Genomic DNA, 24,336 nt, shown 5'->3' on the forward strand with positions numbered 1-24,336 from the left:
GGCGGAAACTTCCCCCGCATTTCCCGCCGAAGATCACTCGCCGGACGGTGTGCCGAAGCCTGGCGTGTCGTCCACCGGTGCGCCACAGACCTGCCGCAAGCCGTGGTAGGCGCGCAGCACGGCGTCGCGCGTGACCCGAACGGCTACCGTCGGTGACCCGCTCAGCAGTGCCTGTTCGGTATCGGCGACCGAGAGATGGCACAGCATCTGCCAGATCCCGGCCACCAGCTTCACCGTGAAGTCCTCCGGTGACGTGCCCATCCGCTGCGCGAGCTCGGTGCACACCGCGACGTTCTTCTTCTCCGCGTATTCCAGCGCGCGCGCGTTGACCGACTGGCTGGTGCGCATGATCCGCTGCATCTGCAGGAACTGACGGATGAACCGGATACCGTCCGCATCCGCCTCGGCCTGGACCACCTCCAGGTAGGCGCCGCACAGTGCCTGGAGTTCGTTGCCGGTGTTCGGCTGGGAGCGCAGCGCGACGGCGACGGAGACCCCGAAGTCGTCGATCGGGGCAAGCACGATGTCTTCCTTGAGCGCGAAGTACCGGTTGACGGTGCGTGGGGACACATCGGCACCCGCGGCGATCTGCTCGACCGTCGTCGCGTCGAACCCCTGGCTGTCGCACAGCTCGAGTCCGACCGCCACGATCGCGGCCTTGGTCTGGAGTTTCTTGCGCTCGCGCAGGCCCAGCGGCGCGCCGGCAGCCGGTTCGGTCGTCCGGTCGGCGCTGATCGGAGTGGTCGAGTCCAGCATGTGACCAGCCTACCGCGTCGGCCGCTTTATCTGTCCAACTAAGTCAATTGGCGCAGTCAGACATTTTTCTCTTGACGCCAATTGTCTCACAGTGCCAGGATTGGTCCACACTGATCGAGTGACGAGGAGTCCTGGTGACCAGCACCGAGATAGAGACGAAACATGTTGATTCCCAACAGAGTTCGATGCGGTGGTGGGCGCTGGTCGTGCTCTCCGCCGCCCAGTTGATGGTGGTGCTCGACGCCACCGTGATCACGATCGCCCTGCCCTATGCCCAGCGTGACCTGGGGATCAGCGACGGCGACAAACAGTGGGCGCTCACCGCGTACACGCTCATCTTCGGTGGGCTGCTACTGCTCGGCGGACGGATGGCCGACTACCTGGGCCGGCGCCGGATCTTCCTGGTCGGCCTGGTCGGCTTCGCCGCCGCGTCGGCGCTGGCGGGGCTCGCGCAGACCGGTCCGCAGTTGTTCGTCGGCCGAGGTCTACAGGGTGCGTTCGCCGCGCTGCTCGCCCCCGCGGCCTTGTCGCTGTTGTCGGTGATCTTCACCGACGTGCAGGAACGGGCCCGCGCGTTCGCGGTGTTCGCCGGCATCACCGCCGGTGGCATCGCGTTCGGGCTGATCGTCGGCGGCGCGCTCACCGAATTCGCGTCGTGGCGGTGGACGCTGCTGATGAACACGCCGATCGCGCTCATCGCGGTAGCCGGTGCGGTGGCGGTGATCGCGCGCGATATCCCGGTGCCCAGAACCGGCGGCTACGACCTGCCCGGCGCCGTCACCGTGACATTCGGCTTGGTGTCGATCGTCTACGGATTCAGTCGCGCCGCCGAACACGGTTGGCTGGCGGGCAGCACCCTCGGCCTGCTCGGGGCCGGCTTCGCCTTGCTCATCGCGTTCGTCTTCATCGAGGCACGCTCGGCGAACCCGCTGCTGCCACTGCGAATTCCGGGTGAGATCAATCGCGGCGGCGCCTTGCTGGCCGCGCTGCTGATCCCGATCGCGATGTTCGCCATGTTCTTGTTCCTGAGCTTCTACTACCAGAACACCCTGGGGTATTCGCCGCTGAAGGCCGGGATCGCGTTCCTGCCGTTCCCCGTGGGCATCGGGATCGCGGCGGGCATCACCAGTTCGCTGATGCCCAAGTTCGGGCCGCGTCCGCTCATGGTGGTCGGCGCGCTGCTCGGCGTCGTGGGACTGCTGTGGCTGGCACAACTGAGCTACGGCGACGGGTACGCGCTGAGCGTGCTGCCCGCGCAGCTGTTGATGGCGCTCGGGATGGGCCCGCTGTTCGTCGGGATGCAGGCCGTGGCCCTGCATCAGGTCGACGCCGAGGACTCCGGTGTCGCCAGCGCCCTGCTCAACGCCGCCCAGCAGGTCGGCGGCGCCGTCGGCACCGCCCTGCTGACCACCCTGTCGGTGCAGGCCGCCGAGAACTACGTCACCGACAACCCGACCGTCGACCACCTGATCGAACGCGCCTCGATCTACAGCTACGACGTCGCGTTCTATATCGGCGCCGGCTTCTTCCTCGCCGCCGCCGTGGTGATCGCGGTGATGATCCGCGACAAGCCGGAGAACCTGATCGAAGGCGACGAACACGCGGCCGCGATACCCGTCGCGGTCTGACCTTCTCGACGAGGCCCGCGCTACGGCGCGGGCCTCTTGTTACCACTCAGTAGCCGGTCAAGGCCCGATCGGGTGATGACAGGCGGGCCGGGAGGGCTGTCCCGCACAGTGGGGCCTCCCGTCGCGGTGAGGTGGGGGACAGCAGTACGCTCGTCTTGTTTGCACCACACGTCCCGCAGACAACGCGGGGCATATACGTTGTCTGTTGGAACTGCTGGGGTCCGCTCACAAGCGTGTTCGCCTAGCCGTGCAATAAGGGCACCCACCGAGGAGGACACGAAGATCCATGTCCAAGATCAAGGTTGAAGGCACCGTTGTAGAACTCGACGGCGACGAGATGACCCGGATCATCTGGCAGTTCATCAAGGACAAGCTGATCCATCCCTATCTCGACGTGAATCTCGAGTACTACGACCTCGGCATCGAGTACCGCGACAAGACAGACGACCAGGTCACCGTCGACGCGGCCAATGCCATCAAGAAGTACGGCGTCGGCGTGAAATGCGCCACCATCACCCCCGACGAAGCGCGGGTGAAAGAGTTCGGCCTCAAGAAGATGTGGCGCTCGCCCAACGGCACCATCCGTAACATTCTGGGTGGCACCATCTTCCGCGCGCCGATCATCATCTCCAACGTGCCCCGGCTGGTGCCCGGCTGGACCAAGCCGATCATCATCGGCCGTCACGCCTTCGGCGACCAGTACCGCGCCACCGACTTCAAGGTCTACGAGGCGGGCACCGTCACGCTGACCTTCACCCCGGAAGACGGCAGCGAGCCGATCATCCACGAGGTCGTGAAGATGCCCGAGGACGGCGGCGTCGTCATGGGTATGTACAACTTCAAGAAGTCCATCGAGGACTTCGCGCGGGCCTCGTTCAACTACGGCCTGCAGCAGAACTACCCGGTGTACCTCTCCACGAAGAACACCATCCTCAAGGCTTACGACGGCATGTTCAAAGACACCTTCCAGGAAGTCTTCGACGCCGAGTTCAAGGCCGAGTTCGACGCGGCGGGCCTCACCTACGAGCACCGCCTGATCGACGACATGGTCGCCTCCTCCATGAAATGGGAGGGCGGCTACGTCTGGGCCTGCAAGAACTACGACGGCGACGTGCAGTCCGACACCGTGGCCCAGGGCTTCGGCTCGCTCGGCCTGATGACCTCGGTGCTGCTCACCCCGGACGGCAAGACCTGTGAGGCCGAGGCCGCGCACGGCACGGTCACCCGGCACTACCGTCAGCACCAGCAGGGCAAGCCGACCTCGACCAACCCGATCGCGTCGATCTTCGCCTGGACCCGTGGCCTCGAACACCGCGGCAAGCTGGACAACACCCCCGAGGTGATCGGCTTCGCGCAGGCGCTCGAGGACGTGGTCATCAAGACCGTCGAGGGTGGTCAGATGACGAAGGACCTCGCCGCGCTCGTCGGCGGCGACCAGGGTTACCTGAGCACCGAGGAATTCCTCGGCGCGCTGGACGTCAACCTGGCTCGCGCTCTGAAGTGAGATAGCCCCGGTTCGCAACCGCGAACCTGCACGGCTGTGAGAAAGCGCTCGCATCGAATCCGATGCGAGCGCTTTTGCGTCCGTACCCGGCGGTTGTTCCCACGGTGGGGTAACTCACGCTCGTTTCGGGTAGCTAATGGGTAGTCGTGCCCGTTGCATGGAAGCGTGACTTCTTCCATCGCAGCCCCCGATCGTCTCGACGTGCCACGCACCAGCTGGCATGTCCCGGCGATGCTCGCGTTGGCGCTGGGTGGATTCGGGATCGGGACCACCGAGTTCGTGACCATGGGGTTGCTGCCCGATATCGCGCGGGCCTTCGATATCTCCGAGCCGTCGGCCGGGCACGCGGTGTCGGCGTACGCGCTGGGGGTCGTGGTGGGTGCGCCGCTGATCGCCGCGTTGTGCGCGCGGGTGGCGCGCAAGAAGTTGCTGATCGTGTTGATGGTCGCGTTCACGCTCGGCAATATCGGGACCGTGCTCGCGCCGACCTTCGGCACGCTCGTGCTCGCGCGGTTCGTGTCCGGTCTGCCGCACGGCGCGTACTTCGGCGTCGCCTCGCTGGCCGCCGCCACGCTCGCGCCCGTGGGGCAGCGAGCCAAGGCCGTGGCCGCGGTGATGCTCGGGCTCAGCGTGGCGAATGTGATCGGGGTGCCCGGCGCGACCTGGCTCGGTCAGCACCTGGGCTGGCGTGACGCCTATGTGGTCGTCGCCGTGATCGGCGTGGCCACGGTGGCCGCTCTGTGGCGCTATGTCCCCGCGCTGACCAGCATGAAGATCACCAACCCGATAACCGAACTCGGGGCGCTGCGACGCCCGCAGGTGCTGCTCACCCTGGCCGTGGGCGCGATCGGCTTCGGCGGCATGTTCGCGGTCTACACCTACATCGCCACCACCATGACCGATGTCGCGGGCATGCCCATCGGCGCGGTGCCGATCGTGCTGGCGCTGTTCGGTCTCGGCATGATCGTGGGCAATATCGGCGGCGGCATCCTCGCCGACCGCGGCGTCGACCGCTCGATCTTCGTCGCCATGATCGCGATGGTCGTGATCCTGGCCGGGTTCGTCCTGGCGGCGCACAACCCCGTCACCGCCGCGATCGGCGCCTTCCTCGTCGGCGCCTCGGGCGCGGCCCTGGCCCCCGGCCTCCAAACCCGCCTCATGGACGTAGCCGCCGACGCCCAAACCCTCGCCGCCGCCCTCAATCACGCCGCCTTGAACATGGCCAACGCCGCGGGCGCCTGGCTCGGCGGCCTCGTCATCGCCGCGGGCCTCGGCTACACCGCCCCCGCCATGGTCGGCGCGCTCCTGGCCGTCGCCGGTGTCCTCCTGTTCGCCCTCACGGTTTTCCTGCAACGCCGGTCGGCGCATAACACGCCGTAACTGATTGGGGCCCTTGCGTACCTCGGCATACAGTGCCCCACATGCCGAGCCAACGCTTGGAGGAACTGATGGAGAGCACGCCTCAATATCGCGGCCGCATCGCTACCAAGTACATGGCGAAGGGGCGCGAGGAGGGGCTCGCGGAGGTGGACGCGAAGGTCGCCGAGACTGCTGCGCACGCGGTGCTCACCGTGCTGACTGCCCGCGGGCTCGAGCTGTCCGCCGCGCAGCGGGCGCAGCTCGCCGCGTGTACCGACCTCGACCAGCTCGACGCGTGGTTGACGCAGGCGGTCACCGCCACTCGTACCGACGAACTCTTCGGCTGACGCGCGAGTTGTCTCTACCTCGGCGGTTCAGTCGGCGGGCCGGGCCCAGCCGACGCTGAGTTGGACGGCTCGTTGCCAGCGTTCGTATTCTTCCTCGCGTATTCGACGGTCCGGCGAGGGTATCCATTGGGCGGCGACCTTCCAATTGCGGCGTAGGCCTTGGAGATCGGGCCAGTAGCCGACGGCCAGGCCCGCCGCGTAGGCGGCGCCGAGGGAGACGGTTTCGGTGACCAGCGGGCGCATGACCGGCGTGTCGAGGACGTCGGCGATGATCTGCATGAGCAGGTTGTTGGAGGCCATGCCGCCTGCTACCCGCAGGGACTTCGCCTGGAGACCCGCGTCGGCGTTCATGGCTTCGACCACGTCGCGGGTCTGCCAGGCGGTGGCCTCCAGGACGGCGCGGGCCAGGTGGCCCTTGGTGACGTAGGAGGTCAGGCCGATGAGCAGGCCTCGGGCGTCGCTGCGCCAGTGCGGGGCGTAGAGGCCGGAGAAGGCGGGGACCAGGTAGCAGCCGCCGTTGTCGTCGACTGTGCTTGCGAGAGTTTCGATCTCGGGTGCGGTGGCGATCAGGCCGACGATGTCGCGCAGCCACTGGACGAGAGATCCGGTGACCGCGATCGGCCCTTCGAGGGCGTAGACCGGTTCGGGGCCGACCTGGTAGCCGATGGTGGTGAGCAGGCCGTGCCGGGAGCGGATCAGTTCGGTGCCGGTGTTCATCATGAGGAAGCCGCCGGTGCCGTAGGTGCATTCGGTTTCGCCCGGGGCGAAGCAGGTCTGGCCGAACAGGGCCGCGTGCTGGTCGCCGAGGGCGGCGCCGATCCGCACGCCGGGGACGACGGTACTCGCGGTGCCGAAATCGCCGGTCGACGGTTCGATGCGGGGGAGCATGGCGGGCGGAATGTCGAAGAACCGCAGCAGTTCCGCGTCCCACTGGCGGGTGGCGAGATTCATCAACAGGGTGCGGCCGGCGTTGGTGACGTCGGTGACGTGCTCGGCACCGCCGGTCAGATTCCAGATGAGCCAGGATTCCATGGTCCCGAAGAGAACGTCGCCGCGTTCGGCTCTGGCGCGCAGACCGTCGACATTGTCGAGTAGCCAGCGCAGGCGAGGTGCGGCGAAATACGTCGCAAGGGGAAGCCCGCTCAACTCGGTAATGCGGTGTGCTCCAGGCAATTCCCTCATCTGATCGACCAGCTCTTCGGTGCGTACGTCCTGCCAGACGATGGCCAGCCGAACCGGCAGACCGGTGTGCCGATCCCAGACAACGGTGGTCTCGCGCTGATTGGCGATCCCGATCGCGGCCACCTGCTCGACGGTGATCCCGGCATCGCGCAGCGCCGCGGGCACGATCCGCTCCACCGTGCGCCAGATCTCGAGCGCGTCCTGTTCCACCCAGCCCGACCTGGGATAATGCTGACGGTGGGTCCGCTGCGCCATTCCGGCCAGCCGGGCGTGCTGATCGAAGACGATGCACCGGCTCGAGGTGGTGCCCTGATCGATGGCGAGCACGAAGCGTTGCGTCATCGGCAGCTGCTTTCGTCGGCGGTGCGGGGTGTCACGGTAGCGGCGCGCCTGTTCACGGGGGCTGTCGCAGCGAAAAGCGTGGTGGCACAGTTCATTGCGCTGCCGTCAGATCGCGGTGCACCGCGAGAGCGGCGGCGCGCACCTGCTCGATCGCGGCCTGTCGGGTTTGTAAACGGTTGTCGCACAGCCGATCCGTCGGACCGGTGATGCCGATGGCAGCGACGACGAGGCCACCTCTGGCTCGAATCGGCGCGGCGATCCCCGCTTCGCCCGAGCGGTACTCCTCGACTTCGTCTGCCCAGCCCCGCCGTCGCACCTCGGTGATCGCGCGGTCGAGTCGGTCGCGTTCGGTGATCGTCCGCCGGGTGAATGCTTGGAGCACACCGGCTTTCGCCGCGGCGTCGTAGGCGAGCAGGACCTTGCCGAGTGCGGTCGCATGGGCGGGCAGTACCTCGCCGACTGCCAGGGCCTGCTCGCTGTTGTCGGGCCGGAAGACGTGGTGGATCACCGTGATCCCGGTATCCCGCGCTACCGCGATCCGTACCGATTCCCCGGAGCGCGAGGCGAGGGCGTCGGCCCGATGGATCGCCCGCGAGCGCAACTCGTTCACGTCGAGCCGATCGGTTCCGAGTTCGCCGATCGCGGGGCCGAGCAGGTACTTGCCGGTGAGCGCGTCCTGGCCGACGAATCCGACCCCGAGCAGCGTCCGCAGGATGCCGTGCGCGGTGGGTTTGGCCAGGTCGAGCGCGGACGCGATCTCACCGACACCCAGCGGCCCCGGTCCGCGCGCCAGCAGCCGCAGCACGGCGGCGGCGCGTTCGATCGACTGGATCGGGCCGGGCATGGGCCCGAACCTACCACCGTTCAGCATTGTCGAACGCTGCTGGTGGTGCCCGCGTCCGCGCGTTCCTAGCGTGGGCTTCGGGCACAGGTGCCCGAACGGCGGACTCGACGACGAGGTCCGGGAAGGCGAGAAAATGAACCGGTACGTGGGCGCGATCGACCAGGGCACGACGTCGACGCGATTCATGGTTTTCGACCACAGGGGCACCGTGGTCGCCCGCCACCAGCTCGAACACTCGCAGATCATGCCGCGCCCCGGCTGGGTCGAACACAATCCGGACGAGATCTGGGAACGCACCCGCACCGTCGTCAAGACCGCCCTCTCGCTCGCCGATCTCACGGCCGACGATCTCGCCGCCATCGGCGTCACCAACCAGCGTGAGACCACCGTTGTCTGGAACCGCCACACCGGCCGCCCCTACGGCAACGCCATCGTCTGGCAGGACACCCGCACCGACCGCATCATCGCCGACCTCGACGCCGCCGGGCACAGCGCGCTGATCCGCGAGAAGACCGGCCTGCCGCCCGCGCCGTACTTCTCCGGCGGCAAGCTGAAGTGGATCCTGGACAACATCGCGGGCGTGCGCGCCGATGCCGAGCGTGGCGACGCCCTGTTCGGCACCCTCGACAGCTGGCTGATCTGGAACCTCACCGGCGGCGTGCACGTCACCGACCCCACCAATGCCTCGCGCACCATGCTGATGGATCTCGAAACCCTCGACTGGGACGACGACCTCCTCGCGATCTTCGGCATCCCGCGCGCCATGCTGCCCACCATCGCGCCGTCGGCGAATCCGCGACTGTTCGGGACGACGAAGCCCGACGGCCCGTTCAAAGGCTCGGTGCCCATCGCGGGCGTGCTCGGCGATCAGCAGGCCGCGGGTGTCGGGCAGGTGTGTTTCCAGCCCGGCGAGGCCAAGAACACCTATGGCACAGGCAATTTCCTGATGCTCAACACCGGCACGGAGATCGTGCGCTCGAACCACGGCTTGATCACCACGGTCGCGTATCAGTTCGTCGACGACAAGCCCGCCTACGCGCTGGAGGGGTCGATCGCGGTCACCGGGTCGGCCGTGCAGTGGTTGCGCGACCAGATGGGAATCATCGCGGGCGCGGCGCAGATCGAAGACCTCGCCGGGCAGGTGGCCGATTCCGGCGGCGTGTACTTCGTGCCTGCCTTCTCCGGTCTGTTCGCGCCGTACTGGCGACCCGATGCGCGCGGCGCGGTCGTCGGCCTGTCGCGCTACAGCAACAACGCCCACTTGGCCAGGGCCACCCTGGAATCCATCGCCTACCAGACCCGCGACGTGGTCGAGGCCATGCAGCGCGACGCCGGGGTCCGACTGGCGACGCTGCGGGTGGACGGCGGCGTCACGGTGAACCAGCTGGCCATGCAGATCCAGGCCGACCTGCTCGGCGTCCCGGTCTCGCGACCGGTCGTCGCCGAGACCACCGCGCTCGGCGCCGCCTACGCCGCCGGACTGGCCGTCGGTTTCTGGAGCGGCACCGGCGAACTGCTCGACAACTGGTCCGAAGACGTCCGCTGGTACCCCACCTGGTCCGCGGAGCAACGCGAACACGGCTACCGCCGCTGGCTCAAAGCGGTCGAACGCACGCTCGACTGGGCCGAAATCTGAGTCACCCCCGATACTTTCGAGAAGGAGATCATCGTGTCTGTGCAACTGGACCCCACCTACCGTGAGCAGGCTGTCGGCACGCTCGACACCGCCGAGGTCGATGTCCTGGTCATCGGCGGTGGCGTGACCGGCGCCGGCGCCGCGCTCGACGCCGCCTCGCGCGGCCTGTCGGTAACCCTGGTGGAGGCACGCGATTTCGCCGCAGGCACCTCGAGTCGTTCGTCCAAGCTCATCCACGGCGGCCTGCGCTACCTGGAACAGATGGATTTCGCGTTGGTGCGCGAGGCGCTCAAAGAACGTGGGCTACTGCTGAATACGCTCGCACCGCACCTGGTGCACCCGGTGCCGTTCCTGTTCCCGCTCCAGCACCGGGTGTGGGAGCGCGCCTACATCGGCGCCGGTATCGCCCTCTACGACACCCTCGGTGGCGCGCGCACGGTCCCGATGCACAAGCACCTGACCCGTTCCGGCGCACTGGAACTCGCGCCCGCGCTACGTGACGACGCGCTCACCGGCGCCATCCGCTACTACGACGCGCAGGTCGACGACGCCCGCCACACGATGATGATCGCCAGGACCGCCGCCGAGAACGGCGCCACGGTGCTGACCCGGACCAAGGTGATCGGGCTGGAACGCGACGGCGAGAAGATCGTCGGCGCGCGTGTCGAAGACCTGGAAACCGGTCTGACACACACCATTCGGGCCCGCACCGTGATCAGCGCGACCGGCGTCTGGACCGACGACATGATCAAGATGACCGGCGTGGACTTCCCGTTCCACGTCCAGATGTCGAAGGGCGTGCACATCCTCGTGCCGCGCGACCGGCTGAACCTGCACACCGGCATGATCATGCGCACCGAGAAGTCGGTCCTGTTCGTCATCCCGTGGGCCGAACACTGGATCATCGGCACCACCGACACCGAATGGGCGCTGGACAAGAACCACCCGACGGCCACCGCCGCCGACGTGCAGTACATCCTCGACCACGTCAACGCGCTGCTGCGGGAGCCGCTGACCAGGGCCGACATCGTCGGCACCTACGCGGGCCTTCGCCCGCTGATGACCGGCGCCACGAAGGAGACCGCCAAGCTCTCGCGCGAACACGCCGTCGCCGAACCCGCGCCGGGCCTGTTCGTGATCGCGGGCGGCAAGTACACGACCTACCGGGTGATGGCCGCCGATGTCGTCGACGCCGCCGCCGCGCGCCTGGGCGGGGAGATCCCCGCCTCGGCGACCGCGCAGTTGCCCATCGTCGGCGCGGCGGGCTACTTCGACATGCTCGCCGAGGTGACCGACCTGTCGGTGTCACAGCGGTTGCCCGTCGACGTGGTGCAACACCTGCTCGGCCGCTACGGCTCTCTGAGCACCGACATCTTCGGCCTCATCGCCGCGGATCCCGCCCTGCGCCACCCGCTTCCGGGCGCCTCGGACTACATCGCCGCCGAGATCGTCTACGCCGTCACCCACGAGGGCGCCCTGCACCTCGACGACATCCTGACCCGCCGCACCCGCATCTCGATCGAGGTCCCCGATCGCGGCCTGGCCGCCGCGCCGGAAGTCGCCCGCCTGATCGCACCGCTGCTCGGCTGGAACGAGGAGACCACCAACGCCGAGATCAACCGCTACTACGACCGGGTCCACGCGGAGCTGGCCGCCAACGAAGCGGGCGACGACGCCGCCGCCAACGCCGCCAGACTGGTCGCAGCCCGCTGAACTCCGCCGACAGCACCGCGGCATCGCAGCCCTCGCACACGCGAAGGAATGGGTCACCGCGGTGCTGTGGCGCATCGGCCAGGCGAACGTAGTCGCCGATCCTCGACCTCCGTGCCGCGTGGTGGCTAGCGTGGGTACATGGAATCGCGAATCACCCCCCGACGAACCCCGGCGCTGTCGTGAGCCGGGGCACCATCCTGATCACCGGCGCCAGCTCCGGGCTCGGCGCCGAGATGGCGCGCCAGTTCGCCGCGCTCGGGTACGACCTCGGCCTGTGTGCTCGCCGGACCGAGCGTCTCGACGAACTGCGCACGCAGATCCTCGCCGACCATCCCGAACGGGTCGTCTCGGTGAAGCAACTCGATGTCACCGACGATGCGGCGGTGTTCACCGCCTTCGACGAGTTCGCCGAGGAATTCGGCACCGTCGACCGTGTGATCGTCAACGCGGGACTGGGTAAGGGCGCGCCGTTGGGGACCGGCCATCACAAGGCCAATCGCGAGACCGCGGTGGTGAATTTCCTTGCCGCCCTGGCCCAGAGCGAGGCGGCGCTGAAGATCTTCCGCGCGCAGGGCCGCGGCCACCTGGTGATGATCTCCTCGATCTCGGGCCTGCGCGGCATGCCCAAGACGCTCACCACCTACGCGGCGACCAAAGCGGGCGTCGCGGCGCTGGCCGAAGGGGTTCGCGCGGAGGCGATTGCGGGCGTGGACGTCTCGGTGATCTACCCCGGCTACATCCGCTCGGAGATGAACGATCGCGTCAAGCATCAGCCGAAGTTCATGGTGGACACCGAAACCGGCGTGCACGCCATGGTCGCCGCGATCGAGAAGCGCCGGGCCAACGCCTATGTGCCCGGCTGGCCATGGGTGCCACTGGGCTTCGCGCTGCGCGTCCTGCCGCTACCGGTTGTCCGAAGATTGATCTGAAACCAGCCCCGCACCCGGGACACAAGGGGCCGCGAACTCGAGCGCGCCAGCGCTCCAAAATTACTGCCTGGGGAGCAGGTGCTTGCCGTCCTTGTCCGTGGACAGCGCCAGCGAGCTGATGTACTGGATCTCGCCTTCGGGACCCGGCACCGCCGAGGCGATCATGTCCGGGCGCTCGAAGTCCATGCCGGTGACGTGGCAGGTGAGCAGGTCGCCCGACGGGTTGCCGTGTTCGTCGAACATCGGCGCCTCGATGCCGTCGTCGGCGCGTCGCAGGTAGTACTTGCCCTTGGTGGCGATCGCGGTGAGCGGAGTCGCGATGAAGGCGACCAGCACCGCGACCAGCGGCGAATACGGCTTCAGCAGTTCACCGAACAGGCCGAAGAAGGTCATGATCGACAGCACCGCCGACAGCCCGAAGCCGACCAGACCCACCGGGTTGAAGTCGTAGAGCATGCCGCGCCGGAACTCCGGCACCTTCGGCGAGATCTTCAGCAGGTACTTGTTCACCGCGATATCGGTGGCCACGGTGACGATCCAGGCGATGCCGCAGTTGGCGTAGAAGCCGAGGATGTTGTTGAGGAAGTCGAACATGTTCGCTTCCATCAGCACCAGCGCCACACCGAGGTTGACCACCAGGAACACCAGACGGCCCGGGTAGGTCTTGGTGACGCGGGTGTAGGAGTTGGTCCAGGCCAGCGAGCCCGAGTAGGCGTTGGTCACGTTGATCTTGACCTGGCTGATGACCACCAGCACCACGGCCAGCGTCATGGCCAGCCACCCCGGCACCATGTCCTTGTAGATCTCCAGGAACTGGTGCACCGGCTGGTTGGCGATGCCCTGCGCGGCGGGCAGGTTCGCGATCAGGTACACCGCGAGGAACAGGCCGACGACCTGCTTGGCCGCACCGAACAGCACCCAGCCGGGACCGGCGAGCAGCATCCAGCCCCACCACTTGGCCCGGTTCTCGGGCGTGCGCGGCGGCATGAAGCGCAGGTAGTCGATCTGCTCGGCGATCTGGGCGATCAGCGACAGGCACACACCAGCGGCCAGCAGCGCGCCCGAAACGCTCACGCCCTCACCGTTCTCGCCGCCGTAGGCGAAGAACGAACCCACCGAATCGGGGTGGCGCACCAGCAGGAAGCCGAACGGCGCCACCATCAGCAGCAGCCACAGGGGCGTGGTCCACACCTGGAGTTTGGCCAGGGTGTTCATCCCGTAGATGACCAGCGGGAAGATGATGATCGTGGAGGCGAGATAGCCGAGCCACAACGGAATTCCGAGGCCCAATAACAGGCCCTGCGCCATGATCGAACCTTCGAGCGCGAAGAAGATGAAAGTGAACGACGCGAACACGATATTGGTGATCACGGAGCCGTAGTAGCCGAATCCGCTGCCGCGCGTGATCAGGTCGAGATCGATGTTGTAGCGCGCCGCGTAATAGGCGAGCGGAAATCCGGTGAGCATCACGACCACGGCGAAGATACCGATGCCGATCAGGGCGTTTCCGGTGCCGTGGGCGATGCCGATATTCGCGCCGATCGCGAAATCGGCGAGGTAGGCGATGCCGCCGAGTGCGGAGATGCCGACGACGGCGGGGCTCCATTTGCGGTAGCTCCGCGGGGCGAAACGCAGCGTGTAGTCCTCGAGTGTTTCTTTGGCGGCAGTATCTGCTCCGGCCATTTCCCTCTCTCCTTCATCCGCTGCCGCACGTAACCGGCGACTCACAGACGGTCCTGCATAGATGTAGACGCGAATTTTCCGATCCGTTACGCCGCTGTTACGCAGCCCGATGGTGACCGGGGTCACCGAAACGGCTCCGCAAAAACAAGCACGCGTGTATGTTTTTGGGCGGAGCGAGCGTCAGGAGACGACAGTGTTCGAATGGTCCGAGACCGATCTGATGATCCGCGACGCCGTGCGGGCGTTCATCGACAAGGAGGTCCGGCCGAACCTCGACGCCCTCGACAGCGGTGAGATGCTGCCGTATCCCCTCCTGCGCAAGCTGTTCAGTCAGTTCGGGATCGATGCTATGGGTGAGGACGCCGTCGCGAAGATGCTCGCCAAGGAAGCGGCGGGTCCGAGCGAAGGTGGCAAGAAAGCGGGCAGCCCGTTCGTCGATCAGCAGTCGATGATGGCGGTGCTGATCAGCGAATTGTCCGGTGTCTGTATGGGTCTGGTGTCCGCCCTCGGGGTGAGCATCGGGCTGGGCGCCACCACCATCATGTCGCGGGGCACCCTCGCGCAGAAACAGCGCTGGCTGGCCGACATCGTCACCCTGCGCAAGGTGGCGTCCTGGGCGATCACCGAACCCGATTCCGGCTCGGATGCGTTCGGCGGCATGAAGACTCGCGTGGAACGCGACGGCGAGGACTACATCCTCAACGGCCAGAAGACCTTCATCACCAACGGCCCGTGCGCCGACGTGATGATCGTCTACGCCAAGCTCGACGAGGGTGACGGCGCCGGCAAACGCGACCGCAAGGTGCTCACGTTCGTGCTCGACACGGGCATGGAAGGCCTCACCCAGGGCAAGCCGTTCAAGAAGATGGGCCTGCACTCCTCACCCACCGGCGAGTTGTTCTTCGACAATGTCCGGCTCGGCAAGGACCGGTTGCTCGGCGAGACCGAGGAACACCAGGGCGGCGACGGAAGAGAAAGCGCCAGAGCCAGTTTCACCGCCGAGCGGATCGGCGTCGGGTTCATGGCGCTGGGCGTGATCGACGAATGTCACCGGCTCTGTGTCGATTACGCGCGCAACCGCACGCTGTGGGGGCAGGAGATCGGGCGCTTCCAGCTGATCCAGCTCAAGCTGGCCAAGATGGAAGTGGCGCGAATCAACGTGCAGAACATGGTGTTCAACGTGCTCGAGCGCGCTCGCGCGGGCAAGCCGCCGAGCCTGGCCGAGGCCTCGGCGATGAAGTTGTACTGCTCCGAGGCCGCCACCGAGGTGGCGATGGAGGCGGTGCAGTTGTTCGGCGGCAACGGCTATATGAGCGAATACCGGGTCGAGCAGCTGGCCCGTGACGCGAAGTCGCTGATGATCTACGCGGGCAGCAACGAGATCCAGGTGACCCACATCGCCAAGGGACTGCTCGGGAAGTGAACCGGCCCCGGCCGCGAACAGTGTTGTCGCGGCCGGGATCTCATCACACGGCGCGCAGGTGCCCGCGGCTGGCGTAGATGTGCTCGGCGATCAGCGTGGCGATCCGGTCCGGCGCCTCCAGCATCGGCACATGCCCCACCCCGTGTATCAGGATCCGATCCGCCGACTCGGGCAGTTCGCGCAGGTAGCGGGTGGCGTACACGCTGTTGGGGATGATCCGGTCGTATTCGGCGAGCAGCATCCGCACCGGGGTGCTCAGCTCGCCCAGGTCGTCCATGCCCGGCGCGCGCAGGCTGCCGAGGATGAGCGGGATCATCGCCTCGCAATGCAGGACGGCGGTGAGCAGGGTCGCGAGATCACGGCGCGCGACAGCGCCGGTGTGCTTGGCGACCAGCAATGCGGCCACCTGCTGCACGAGCGCGTTGTTGATCGCCGCACCGCCGAGGCGTTTGCCGATCTCGATGAAGGGGATCATCGACGCGAACTTGACGCCGATCCTGACCTGGCTCAGCGAAGGCGATGCCCAGCCACCCGCCGCGGCGATGGTGGTGAGTGTGCGAGCACGGCCGCGTCGGGCCAGTTCGAGTCCCACCCAGCCGCCGAGCGAATTGCCCGCGATATGACAGGTGCGCCAGCCCAGCTCGTCGAGCTGATCCTCGATCTGATCGGCCAGGGCGTACACATCCAGCGCCCATCCTTCGACCTTCGGGCCACCCCAGTGCCCGGCGAACGCGGGCGCGTACACCTCGCAATGTGCCGACATCCGCTGCGCGACCTGCTCCCAGCAGTGTGGCGACAGCAGGAATCCGTGCAGCAACAAGACCGGGTCGCCGGACCCGATGTGCAACGCCGCGACGGGCGTGGGGCGGGCGGTGGACTTGGCGGTGCGTGACGTCATCGTCATCACCCCTTCCTGGACGACGGTGTCCGGGGGAGCATCCCTGCCTGCATTGTACGGTCGTACGGTGCCGATAATCCTCTCGACTGTGAACGTTAACGGGGTCCGTGCCGCTTCGACCAAGGGCATGACAGCCTGGTTGGCGGCGACCGAAGCCGACATCGTCTGCCTGCAGGAGACCAGGGCAACCGATGCGCAGACCGCGGCGGCGCTGGCCCCCGCGCTCGACGCGGGTTGGGTCCTCTCCCACGCCGAGCCCGAATCCAAGGGCCGCGCGGGCGTGGGGATCCTGTCGCGGCGCGCCCCCGATGCCGTGCGCATCGGGTTCGGCAGCACCGAGTTCGCGGCGTCGGGCCGCTATATCGAAGCCGACTTCGGTGACGTCACCGTGGCGAGCGTCTACGTGCACTCGGGGGAGGAGAACACCCCCAAACAAGACGAGAAGTACCGGTTCATGGCCGAGCTCGGCGCGTACCTGAAATCGCGCACCGGCGAGTTCGTGGTGAGCGGCGACTGGAACATCGCCCCCGCCGAGGTCGACCTGAAGAACTGGAAGGGCAACCAGAAGTCGGCGGGCTTCCTGCCCGAGGAGCGCGCCTGGATCGCCGACCTGCTCGCCGCGGGCTACGTCGACGTGGTGCGCGCCCTGCATCCCGGCGTCGCGGGCCCCTACAGCTGGTGGTCCTACCGCGGCCGCGCCTTCGACAACGACTCCGGCTGGCGCATCGATTACCAGCTGGCTCTCGGCGAGCTGACCGGGCGCGCCAAGCAGGCCGTCGTCGAACGGGCCGACGCCTACGACCAGCGCTGGTCCGACCACGCGCCCGTTACTGTTCAGTATCGATGACACTCTCACGCAAGACTCTCAGCCTGCTCGGTGGACTTGTCCTCGTCCTGGCGGCCATCGGCCTCACCGTGTTCGGCGGTCGCGGTAGCGACAACACCACCGTCACGTCGACCACGCGTGCCGTCGCCGGCATCACCACCACCGCGTCCGCGCCGAAACCTGGCCCGCCCGCCGGGAATTCGTCGGCCTCACCGGTCACCAAGACCGCGGGTGTGCCCGACCGCGCCTATGTCACCCTCGTCGAGATCGACGCGGGGCGTTGGCCCGGCTCGGCCAACGCGCAGGGCACCAAGGGCGGCGAGCAGTTCATGAACCGGGGAACCAAACTGCCGCCCAAGGATTCGGCGGGCAAAGCGGTGAAATACCAGGAGTGGGATGTGAATCCCAAGCAGCCCAATCGCGGTCGCGACGCCGAACGCATCGTCACCGGCAGCGACGGTTCGGCCTGGTACACCGGCGACCACTACGAAACCTTCACGAGGATGCGCTGATGACTCCGCGAATGACGCTGTCGCAGTTCCTTGCTCGCCCCACCCCCGAAGCACCGGCTGCGACCGCGCCCCCGGTGCTCGGTGCGCTGCCGGTGGACGCCAACCAGTTCAGCGGCGTCCGCTACGACGCCCCCGCCGACTACCGCGTGCGCGAACTGCGGGGAACCAAGATGCGCACCACGGCAGAGCTGTTCGACGAGTTCGCCGCCGCCTTCCAGTTCCCGTACTACTTCGGCGCCAACAAGGACGCCTTCGACGAATGCCTGCGCGACCTCGACGATTTCGTGGGCGACGCCCCGGGCTATGTCGCGGTGATCCGCACCGCCGACGACCTGCTCGCCGCCGAACCCACCGAACGCACCTGGTTCGACTCCGCCATCCGTGATTGCGCCGCGTATTGGGCGCGCCGCGAGGTCGCGTTCCGTGTCGTCTTGCAGGGCGACCCGGAGAAATTCGACGCGGTTTCGCTGACAGACTGACGTCCAGCACGCATCCGTAAGGTTCCTTATGCGCGGTTTGTCCGGCTATGGTCGGTCCCTGGTGCGTCGAGATCCGGCGGATCGGGACGGAGCTCTGCCGTGCGTTTCGCGAAGGTGATCGGTCTGGCGACGGCGGGAGCGATCGGCCTGCTCCCGCTCGCGGTTCCCGCGTTCGCCGCGCCGACGCAGACCCAGTACGCACCGACCATGCTGGTGCTCGATGCCTCGGGTTCGATGCTGGCGGCCGATCCGGGCGGCGGCACCAAGATGGACGCGGCGAGGACAGCCGTACGCGGCTTCGTGACGACCGCGCCCGCCACGGCGAAAGTCGGACTGTCGGTTTACGGCACCGGCACTGGATCCACCGACGCGGAAAAGCCCGCGGGATGCCGTGACGTCTCGGTGCTCGTACCGGCCGATACCATCGACAAACCCGCGCTGACATCAACCGTCGACAGGATCACCCCCAGCGGTTTCACCCCGATCGGCGCCGCACTGCGCACCGCCGCGGGCGCCCTGCCTACCGAGGGCCCGCGCTCGATCGTGCTGGTCTCCGACGGCCTCGACACCTGTGCACCGCCCGACCCGTGCGAAGTAGCCCGTGAACTCAGTGCCGACGGCGCCTCGATCGTCGTGCACACCATCGGTTTCGGGGTCGATGATGCCTCGCGCGCCCAGCTCATCTGCATTGCCGACACCACCGGCGGCACCTATACCGACGCCGCCGACGGCAAGGCGCTCGAGCGGGTGTTGCCCCGGGTGAGCACTGCGGCATTGCGCGACTACACCGCGGCGGGCACCCCCGTCGAAGGCGCTGCCGGATACCAGGACGCACCGGCGGTAGTGCCAGGGCAGTACCTCGACACCATCGGGCAGAAGAAGCCCCGCTACTACGCGGTGGACGTCCCTGAGGGGGCGACCGCGTACTTCAGCGGGACCGTCTCCTTCCCCCGTGGTGAGAACGCGGTGAGCTCGAACAACAGTCTGCGCCTGCGGGTCGCCGGCGTGGAGGGCCAGGACTGCAACGCCTCCGAACAGGAGAACGCCGTCCGATCCACCGATGGCGTCGCGCTCACGGTCAGCTCGCAATGGACCGGCGCGACCGATGCGAAAGACGGCACCGCGCGCACCGACAAGTGCAAGGGCGGCGGCCGGTACTACTTCAGTGTGGAATGGTCGGGTGTCGCCGACAACGCGCCGGCGACGCTGCCACTGGAACTGAATGTCACCGTCGAACCGGGCGTCACCGACGGCGGCCGCCCGGCGGAACCCGAACCGGCGTCGTTCACCGCGCCGAGCGGTCCGGTCGTACCGTTGGCCGGTGGCGGCTCGTTCAACGTGGCAACGGCCCTCGACGGCTCCGGCGTCTACGGCGACACCGTGCAGCGCGGCGAATTCGTCTTCTACAAGGTGAAACTCGACTGGGGTCAGGGCTTGGCCTATCGAGTGCGTTTCCTCGAGACCCCGGGCCGTGGCCTCGACAACGTCTCGGTCGTCACCACCACGCTGTACACGCCGTACCGTAAGGAGGCCGCCGACGAATTCGCCAGCTACAACGGTGCGCCCGACATTCTGCCCTCGAACAAGCAGGCTTTGGCCATCCCCGAGGTTCGCTATCGCAACCGCGAATCCTCGGACCGGGAAGTGTCGGAGAACGCGCTCGCCGGGTGGTACTACATCGCGGTGAAAGTCAGTCCGACACAGAATGATCCGGGTGTCGTCCGTCCCGTGCCGGTCGAGCTGGATGTCGTGGTGACCGGAACGCCGGAGGCGGGCCCCACGTATCGGGCTGTGCCCGGGTCCACCGATAGCTCGATCGAGAACGTGCCCGACACCGCGCAGGCCGCCGACGACGACAACTCCACGGCACTGCTCGGTACCGGCATCGCCGTCATCGCGTTCGCCCTCACCATCGGCGGTGTCATCGCGATCACTTTGCTGCGCAGACGAACTCGTCGATAGCGCAGTGCTCCGCCGGATGTTCTGATGCCACTGCAATTGACGGCTGTCATTGCCTGATCAGTCCGTTTAACGTCTTCGCGGAGCGGCCATCCAGGGTTGCCTGTGAGGAGAACTTGATGAAGCGAGTACTGGCCGGCGTGGGTATCTTCGCCGCTGTCATGGTGGCGTCGGCCGGAATGGCAACGGCCGATAGCGGTCTCGCACCCCAGCGGTCGGATGTCGAGCTGGTCGCCGAGGCGTCCCCAGGGTCGAGCGACCTGGTCGGCAACCTGCTGCGCGCGCTGTCGAGCGGTTCCGCCGCGGAATGTGACGGCGTCATGCTCGATGTGTGCGTGCCCCTTCCGTCCCAGCCTGCGACCGGTGCGCAGATCGCGGACAGCGGTTCCGGTGCCGGCTCGGTGCAAAACGTGGACATTCAGTTCTGGCGCCTGATCGGCTGGCTGAGCAACGGGTCGTCGGCGCCGTGCACCGGCGCGTGCTTCCCGCTGTAGCGGGATCGTTCAGCGGTAGCGACCGGCGAGGTCGTCGCCGAGCAGGACGAAAACGTCGGTGATCTGGTCGATCAGTTCCTCGCGGGTGAGATCGAGGTCGCCCGCGAGCCAGGTCGTGAGGGTCTGGGTCAGGCCGCCGACCAGGTAGATCGCCCGGAAGTCGACCAGGTTCTGTGGGACGTCGCCGCCGTAGAAGCCGGTGCCCTCGGCGGCGACCAGCCGGGCGAACGCCCGCACCGTCCTGGCGGTACGGGCGCGAAGCTCCGGGGTGGCCATTCCGGCGATCAGCGCGGCCCTGGCCTTGCGCGGGTCGTCGGTGAGCACCGAGATGCCCGCGTCGATCGCGGCGTGGGCCTGAACGCGGCTGTCGGCGGGCGCGGTGGCCAGCGCGGTGGCGATCGCCGCGGTGAGTTCGTCGGCGATGCGGTCGAGCAGGGCTTCCAGGACGTCGTCGCGCTTGTCGAAACTCTCGTAGTAGTACCGCTCGTTCAGGCCCGCGCGCGCACAGAGGCCGGCGACGGTGAGTTTGGCATCGGCGGCGACCAGGTCGAGCGCCGCGTCCAGCAGCGCGGTCCGCCGCTGGGATTGCCGCTCCTGCGCCGAAACGCCACCGTATGTCCGTTGTGCTGCCACAGCGTCCATTGTGCGTGCTGCCGTCCTCTCGCGGTGTTTTGGTAGAGACTCTTGCCAGAATATCAATTCTGGGGGATTCTATTGCCAGATGCACTCGACGAGGAGGCGCAACATGGCCACACGGCAGGGCGAACCCGGATATTTCGCCGACGATTCGATGATCCGGCGGGTGATGAGCAAGCGTGCGGTCGGTCTCACCTACGGCGTGCGAGCGCTGGTGATCGGCGCGGTGCATCCGCTGCTGTTCGTCGGCACCAGTGAACACACCGCGCATCGGGAAACCCCGTACACCCGCTTGGCCATCACCGGCGCCCTGTTCGAAGCGGTGTTCCTAGGCAGCAAGGCCGAGGCCGATCGCGCGCTGGCCTTCACCCGGCGCAAGCACGACGCGGTGGTCGGCACCCTGCCCGAAGACGCGGGCGCCCACCATCCGGCAGGCACCGCCTACGCGGCCCACGATCCGCACCTGATGTTCATGACCATGGCCTTCACCTTCGATTCGGCCGAGGTGATGTACGACCGCCTGGTCCGCGAACTCACGGCCACCGAGCGCGAAGACCTCTACCAGGACTATGTCCGCTGGGGTGAACTGTTCGGCATGCCGCGCGACGCCGCACCCGCCGACTACCCGGCCTTCCGTCGCTACTTCGACAGCTACCTGAACTCGACCGAACTGTTCCTCACCGAGGAGGCCGAACTGGTCGGCTCCTATCTCGCGGGCCACCGCAAGGCGTACCGGCTGCGCCCGCCCGCCGAACAGGTCGGTACCGCGCTGTATCTGCTGGTCCAGGGCAGTCTGCCGGCGCGGATCAGGCAGATGTACGGCATCGAGTGGGGGATCTCCGACGAACTGGCGCACCGCGCGCTGTGCCGCAGTATCCGCACCGCCCATGTCGTCCCGCCGCTGGCGCCCCGGGTACTGGCGGGCACGCTCGCCGGGCCGAGCGCCCCGTCCTATCAGCTGCTCGCCCGTCGCGAACAGCGCATGGTCAAAACGGGCCACCCGAGCATGCCCGGTGTCGATCCACGCAACTGGGTGCAGCGAAATTCCGCTTGAGCGGCATGGAAAGATTCGGGGTATGTCCAGTCCTGCCCCGGCCGAGACGGCCGAACGTAAGCAGCGGGTGCTGTCGGGCATCCAGCCCACCAGCGACTCCTTCCACCTCGGCAACTACCTGGGTGCGCTGCAGTACTGGGTGACGATGCAGGACGAGTACGACGCGCTGTACTTCATTCCGGATATGCACGCGATCACCGTCAGCCAGGATCCCAAGGCGCTGCGGGCGCGCACCAAGTCCGCCGCCGCCCAGCTGCTCGCGCTCGGCATCGACCCCGCCAAGTCCACACTGTTCGTGCAGAGTCAGGTGCCCGAGCACGCCGAGCTGTCCTGGGTGCTGAGCTGTATCACCGGTTTCGGTGAAGCGGGCCGGATGACCCAGTTCAAGGACAAGTCGGTCAAGCAGGGCGCCGAGAACGCGACCGTCGGCCTGTTCACCTACCCGGTGCTGATGGCCGCCGACATCCTGCTCTACCGCCCGCACCAGGTGCCGGTCGGCGAGGATCAGCGCCAGCACCTCGAGCTGACCCGGAACCTGGCCCAGCGCTTCAACACTCGTTTCAAGAAGACCTTCGTCGTGCCGGAGCCGCACATCGTCAAGGGCACCGCGAAGATCTTCGATCTGCAGGACCCGACCTCGAAGATGAGCAAGTCGGCCTCCAGCGACGCCGGGCTGATCAACCTGCTCGACGACCCGAAGATCACCGCCAAGCGGGTGCGTTCGGCGGTCACCGACACCGGGCGCGAGATCCGCTACGACCCGGAGAACAAGGCGGGCGTGAGCAACCTGCTGGTGATCCTGAGCTCGCTGCGCGAAACCCCGATCGTCGACCTCGAGGTGAATTTCGAGGGTAAGGGCTACGGTGATCTCAAGGCCGAGGTGGCCGACGCGCTGGTCGAATTCGTGACGCCCGTGCAGAAGAAGGTCCAGGAATACCTGTCCGATCAGGCGGAACTGGACCGGATTCTGGCCGCGGGCGCCGAGCGGGCGCGTGAGATCGCAGGCAACACACTCGCTCAGGTGTACGACCGGGTTGGCTTCCTCGCTCGCTGACCCGTTGCGCACCTGAGGTTTTCGCTGAAGGGGCGCGTGTCATGCAGTTGATCGAGAACATCTCGGCGGCCATCGAGAAGCAGATCGGGCGCAGGCCCTGGCTGGATCATCTGGTCAGGGCCGGTGGGCGGTTCCAGAGCCAGCGCGGTGACTTCTTCGCCGCCGGCATCACGTATTTCACTGTGCTGTCGCTGTTTCCGCTGCTGATGGTGGCGTTCTCGGTGGCCGGTTTCATTCTGGCCGGGCACCCGGACCTGCTGAGCGAGTTGCAGGACAAGGTCGTCGAGAAGATTCCCAGTTCCTTCGGCACTCAGATCAACGACCTCATCGAACAGGCGATCAATTCCCGAGGCACGGTCGGCGTCATCGGCTTGCTGGTCGGGCTCTACACCGGGCTCGGCTGGATCGCCAACCTGCGGGCCGCGCTCACCGAGCAGTGGGCCAGTCACAGCCCCGACAAGCCGTGGTGGCTGGCCAAACTGTCGGATATCGGCGCGTTGATCGGTCTCGGCCTGGCCTTCGTGGTGTCGCTCGGTTTGTCGGCGGTCTCGGCGAGCGGGGTGGGCAAGGGGGTGCTCGAGCTGCTGGGGGCGGATCATCTGCCCGGGGCGGGTCTGGTGCTGCGGCTGGTTTCGATCGCGCTCGGACTGCTCGCGTCGTGGGCGGTGTTCGCGTGGATGATCGCGCGGCTGCCGCGCGAGCCGGTGTCGTTGCGCAGCGCGGCGCGGGCGGCGGTGCTGGCGGCGGTGGCCTTCGAGATCTTCAAGATCATCGCCGCGATCTACCTGCGGGCGGTGCTGTCCAGTCCGGTGGGGGCGACGTTCGGGTCGATCATCGGCCTGATGGTCTTCAGCTATATGTCCTATCGGATCCTGTTGTTCGCGACGGCGTGGGCGGCGACGTCGTCGGACAACGAACGTGCCGCGACGGTCGCGCCGCCGGACGCGGTGGTCATCCGGCCGCGGGTGGTCGAGCACGGGATGTCGACCGGGAGCGGCGCCGCCTACTTCGGGGCGGGGGCGGTGGCGGCACTGGCCCTGATGCTGGTGGGCAAGCGGCGGTAGCGCCCGGCCGTCGG

General features: G+C 67.2%; 22 protein-coding genes. 16 read left to right on the forward strand and 6 right to left on the reverse strand.

Annotated features, from left to right (window positions below):
* Window positions 1–33: 33 nt before the first annotated feature.
* Window positions 34–756 carry a TetR family transcriptional regulator gene (locus ACWDXS_RS33960; protein WP_378996974.1) on the reverse strand — a complete coding sequence of 241 codons (723 nt, stop codon included), beginning with the start codon at window positions 754–756 and terminating at the stop codon, window positions 34–36.
* Between the two features lie 134 nt (window positions 757–890).
* On the opposite strand from ACWDXS_RS33960, the gene ACWDXS_RS33965 reads away from it, so the two are divergent.
* The 4 genes from ACWDXS_RS33965 (at window position 891) to ACWDXS_RS33980 (ending at window position 5,594) form a co-directional block, all read left to right on the forward strand.
* A complete protein-coding gene (locus tag ACWDXS_RS33965) occupies window positions 891–2,384 on the forward strand; it encodes an MFS transporter (protein ID WP_378996972.1) in 1,494 nt (497 codons plus the stop codon).
* A 286-nt stretch (window positions 2,385–2,670) separates the two neighbouring features.
* A complete protein-coding gene (locus tag ACWDXS_RS33970; protein WP_067447965.1) occupies window positions 2,671–3,888 on the forward strand; it encodes an NADP-dependent isocitrate dehydrogenase in 1,218 nt (405 codons plus the stop codon).
* 231 nt (window positions 3,889–4,119) lie between these two features.
* Window positions 4,120–5,268 carry an MFS transporter gene (locus ACWDXS_RS33975; protein ID WP_449972220.1) on the forward strand — a complete coding sequence of 383 codons (1,149 nt, stop codon included), beginning with the start codon at window positions 4,120–4,122 and terminating at the stop codon, window positions 5,266–5,268.
* 41 nt (window positions 5,269–5,309) lie between these two features.
* A complete protein-coding gene (locus tag ACWDXS_RS33980) occupies window positions 5,310–5,594 on the forward strand; it encodes a hypothetical protein (protein WP_449972161.1) in 285 nt (94 codons plus the stop codon).
* A 27-nt stretch (window positions 5,595–5,621) separates the two neighbouring features.
* Here ACWDXS_RS33980 and glpK (ACWDXS_RS33985) read toward each other — a convergent pair whose 3' ends face one another.
* A complete protein-coding gene (glpK, locus tag ACWDXS_RS33985) occupies window positions 5,622–7,118 on the reverse strand; it encodes a glycerol kinase GlpK (protein ID WP_378996968.1) in 1,497 nt (498 codons plus the stop codon).
* 91 nt (window positions 7,119–7,209) lie between these two features.
* On the reverse strand, window positions 7,210–7,962 hold the full coding sequence (locus tag ACWDXS_RS33990; protein ID WP_449972164.1) for an IclR family transcriptional regulator: 753 nt from the start codon (window positions 7,960–7,962) through the stop codon (window positions 7,210–7,212).
* A 133-nt stretch (window positions 7,963–8,095) separates the two neighbouring features.
* On the opposite strand from ACWDXS_RS33990, the gene glpK (ACWDXS_RS33995) reads away from it, so the two are divergent.
* The 3 genes from glpK (ACWDXS_RS33995) (at window position 8,096) to ACWDXS_RS34005 (ending at window position 12,240) form a co-directional block, all read left to right on the forward strand.
* Window positions 8,096–9,598 (forward strand): glycerol kinase GlpK, encoded by a 1,503-nt coding sequence (glpK, locus tag ACWDXS_RS33995; RefSeq protein WP_449972167.1) that lies wholly within the window; start codon window positions 8,096–8,098, stop codon window positions 9,596–9,598.
* Window positions 9,599–9,631: 33 nt separating this feature from the next.
* Entirely contained in the window at window positions 9,632–11,311 is a 1,680-nt protein-coding gene (gene glpD, locus ACWDXS_RS34000) for a glycerol-3-phosphate dehydrogenase (protein WP_449972170.1), read from the forward strand.
* Between the two features lie 179 nt (window positions 11,312–11,490).
* The gene (locus ACWDXS_RS34005) at window positions 11,491–12,240 is read left to right on the forward strand and encodes an SDR family oxidoreductase (RefSeq protein ID WP_378996958.1); all 750 of its coding nucleotides are present in this window, start codon (window positions 11,491–11,493) and stop codon (window positions 12,238–12,240) included.
* A gap of 60 nt (window positions 12,241–12,300) precedes the next feature.
* Here the strand turns inward: ACWDXS_RS34005 and ACWDXS_RS34010 are convergent, their stop codons facing one another.
* Window positions 12,301–13,923, reverse strand: coding sequence for a purine-cytosine permease family protein (locus ACWDXS_RS34010; RefSeq protein WP_378996784.1), 1,623 nt, complete (start codon window positions 13,921–13,923; stop codon window positions 12,301–12,303).
* A 193-nt stretch (window positions 13,924–14,116) separates the two neighbouring features.
* On the opposite strand from ACWDXS_RS34010, the gene ACWDXS_RS34015 reads away from it, so the two are divergent.
* Window positions 14,117–15,346 (forward strand): acyl-CoA dehydrogenase family protein, encoded by a 1,230-nt coding sequence (locus ACWDXS_RS34015; RefSeq protein WP_449972174.1) that lies wholly within the window; start codon window positions 14,117–14,119, stop codon window positions 15,344–15,346.
* Window positions 15,347–15,389: 43 nt separating this feature from the next.
* Here ACWDXS_RS34015 and ACWDXS_RS34020 read toward each other — a convergent pair whose 3' ends face one another.
* The gene (locus ACWDXS_RS34020) at window positions 15,390–16,244 is read right to left on the reverse strand and encodes an alpha/beta fold hydrolase (protein WP_387448772.1); all 855 of its coding nucleotides are present in this window, start codon (window positions 16,242–16,244) and stop codon (window positions 15,390–15,392) included.
* A 67-nt stretch (window positions 16,245–16,311) separates the two neighbouring features.
* Between ACWDXS_RS34020 and ACWDXS_RS34025 the strand changes: the two genes are divergently transcribed.
* From ACWDXS_RS34025 to ACWDXS_RS34045, 5 genes are all read left to right on the forward strand, one after another.
* Complete coding sequence (locus ACWDXS_RS34025) at window positions 16,312–17,091, forward strand: exodeoxyribonuclease III (RefSeq protein ID WP_449972178.1); 780 nt, start codon at window positions 16,312–16,314, stop codon at window positions 17,089–17,091.
* On the forward strand, window positions 17,088–17,582 hold the full coding sequence (locus tag ACWDXS_RS34030; RefSeq protein WP_378996774.1) for a ribonuclease domain-containing protein: 495 nt from the start codon (window positions 17,088–17,090) through the stop codon (window positions 17,580–17,582). Before ACWDXS_RS34025 ends, ACWDXS_RS34030 begins: the two co-directional genes overlap by 4 nt.
* A complete protein-coding gene (locus ACWDXS_RS34035; protein WP_387448763.1) occupies window positions 17,582–18,061 on the forward strand; it encodes a barstar family protein in 480 nt (159 codons plus the stop codon). The genes ACWDXS_RS34030 and ACWDXS_RS34035 overlap by 1 nt, the downstream gene beginning before the upstream one ends.
* A gap of 99 nt (window positions 18,062–18,160) precedes the next feature.
* A complete protein-coding gene (locus tag ACWDXS_RS34040) occupies window positions 18,161–20,023 on the forward strand; it encodes a vWA domain-containing protein (protein ID WP_449972182.1) in 1,863 nt (620 codons plus the stop codon).
* A 116-nt stretch (window positions 20,024–20,139) separates the two neighbouring features.
* Complete coding sequence (locus ACWDXS_RS34045) at window positions 20,140–20,514, forward strand: hypothetical protein (protein ID WP_449972184.1); 375 nt, start codon at window positions 20,140–20,142, stop codon at window positions 20,512–20,514.
* A 9-nt stretch (window positions 20,515–20,523) separates the two neighbouring features.
* Here ACWDXS_RS34045 and ACWDXS_RS34050 read toward each other — a convergent pair whose 3' ends face one another.
* Complete coding sequence (locus tag ACWDXS_RS34050) at window positions 20,524–21,156, reverse strand: TetR/AcrR family transcriptional regulator (RefSeq protein ID WP_379220430.1); 633 nt, start codon at window positions 21,154–21,156, stop codon at window positions 20,524–20,526.
* A gap of 103 nt (window positions 21,157–21,259) precedes the next feature.
* On the opposite strand from ACWDXS_RS34050, the gene ACWDXS_RS34055 reads away from it, so the two are divergent.
* Genes ACWDXS_RS34055 through yhjD form a run of 3 tightly spaced genes read left to right on the forward strand, consistent with a single transcriptional unit; the run spans window position 21,260 to window position 24,322 of the window.
* Window positions 21,260–22,204 carry an oxygenase MpaB family protein gene (locus tag ACWDXS_RS34055; RefSeq protein WP_378996764.1) on the forward strand — a complete coding sequence of 315 codons (945 nt, stop codon included), beginning with the start codon at window positions 21,260–21,262 and terminating at the stop codon, window positions 22,202–22,204.
* 22 nt (window positions 22,205–22,226) lie between these two features.
* A complete protein-coding gene (trpS, locus tag ACWDXS_RS34060) occupies window positions 22,227–23,258 on the forward strand; it encodes a tryptophan--tRNA ligase (RefSeq protein ID WP_378996762.1) in 1,032 nt (343 codons plus the stop codon).
* Window positions 23,259–23,299: 41 nt separating this feature from the next.
* Window positions 23,300–24,322: an inner membrane protein YhjD gene (yhjD, locus tag ACWDXS_RS34065; protein ID WP_379313575.1), complete on the forward strand. Its 1,023-nt coding sequence runs from the start codon at window positions 23,300–23,302 to the stop codon at window positions 24,320–24,322.
* The last annotated feature ends 14 nt before the right edge of the window (window positions 24,323–24,336 follow it).

It is taken from the genome of Nocardia sp. NPDC003183, assembly GCF_053590715.1.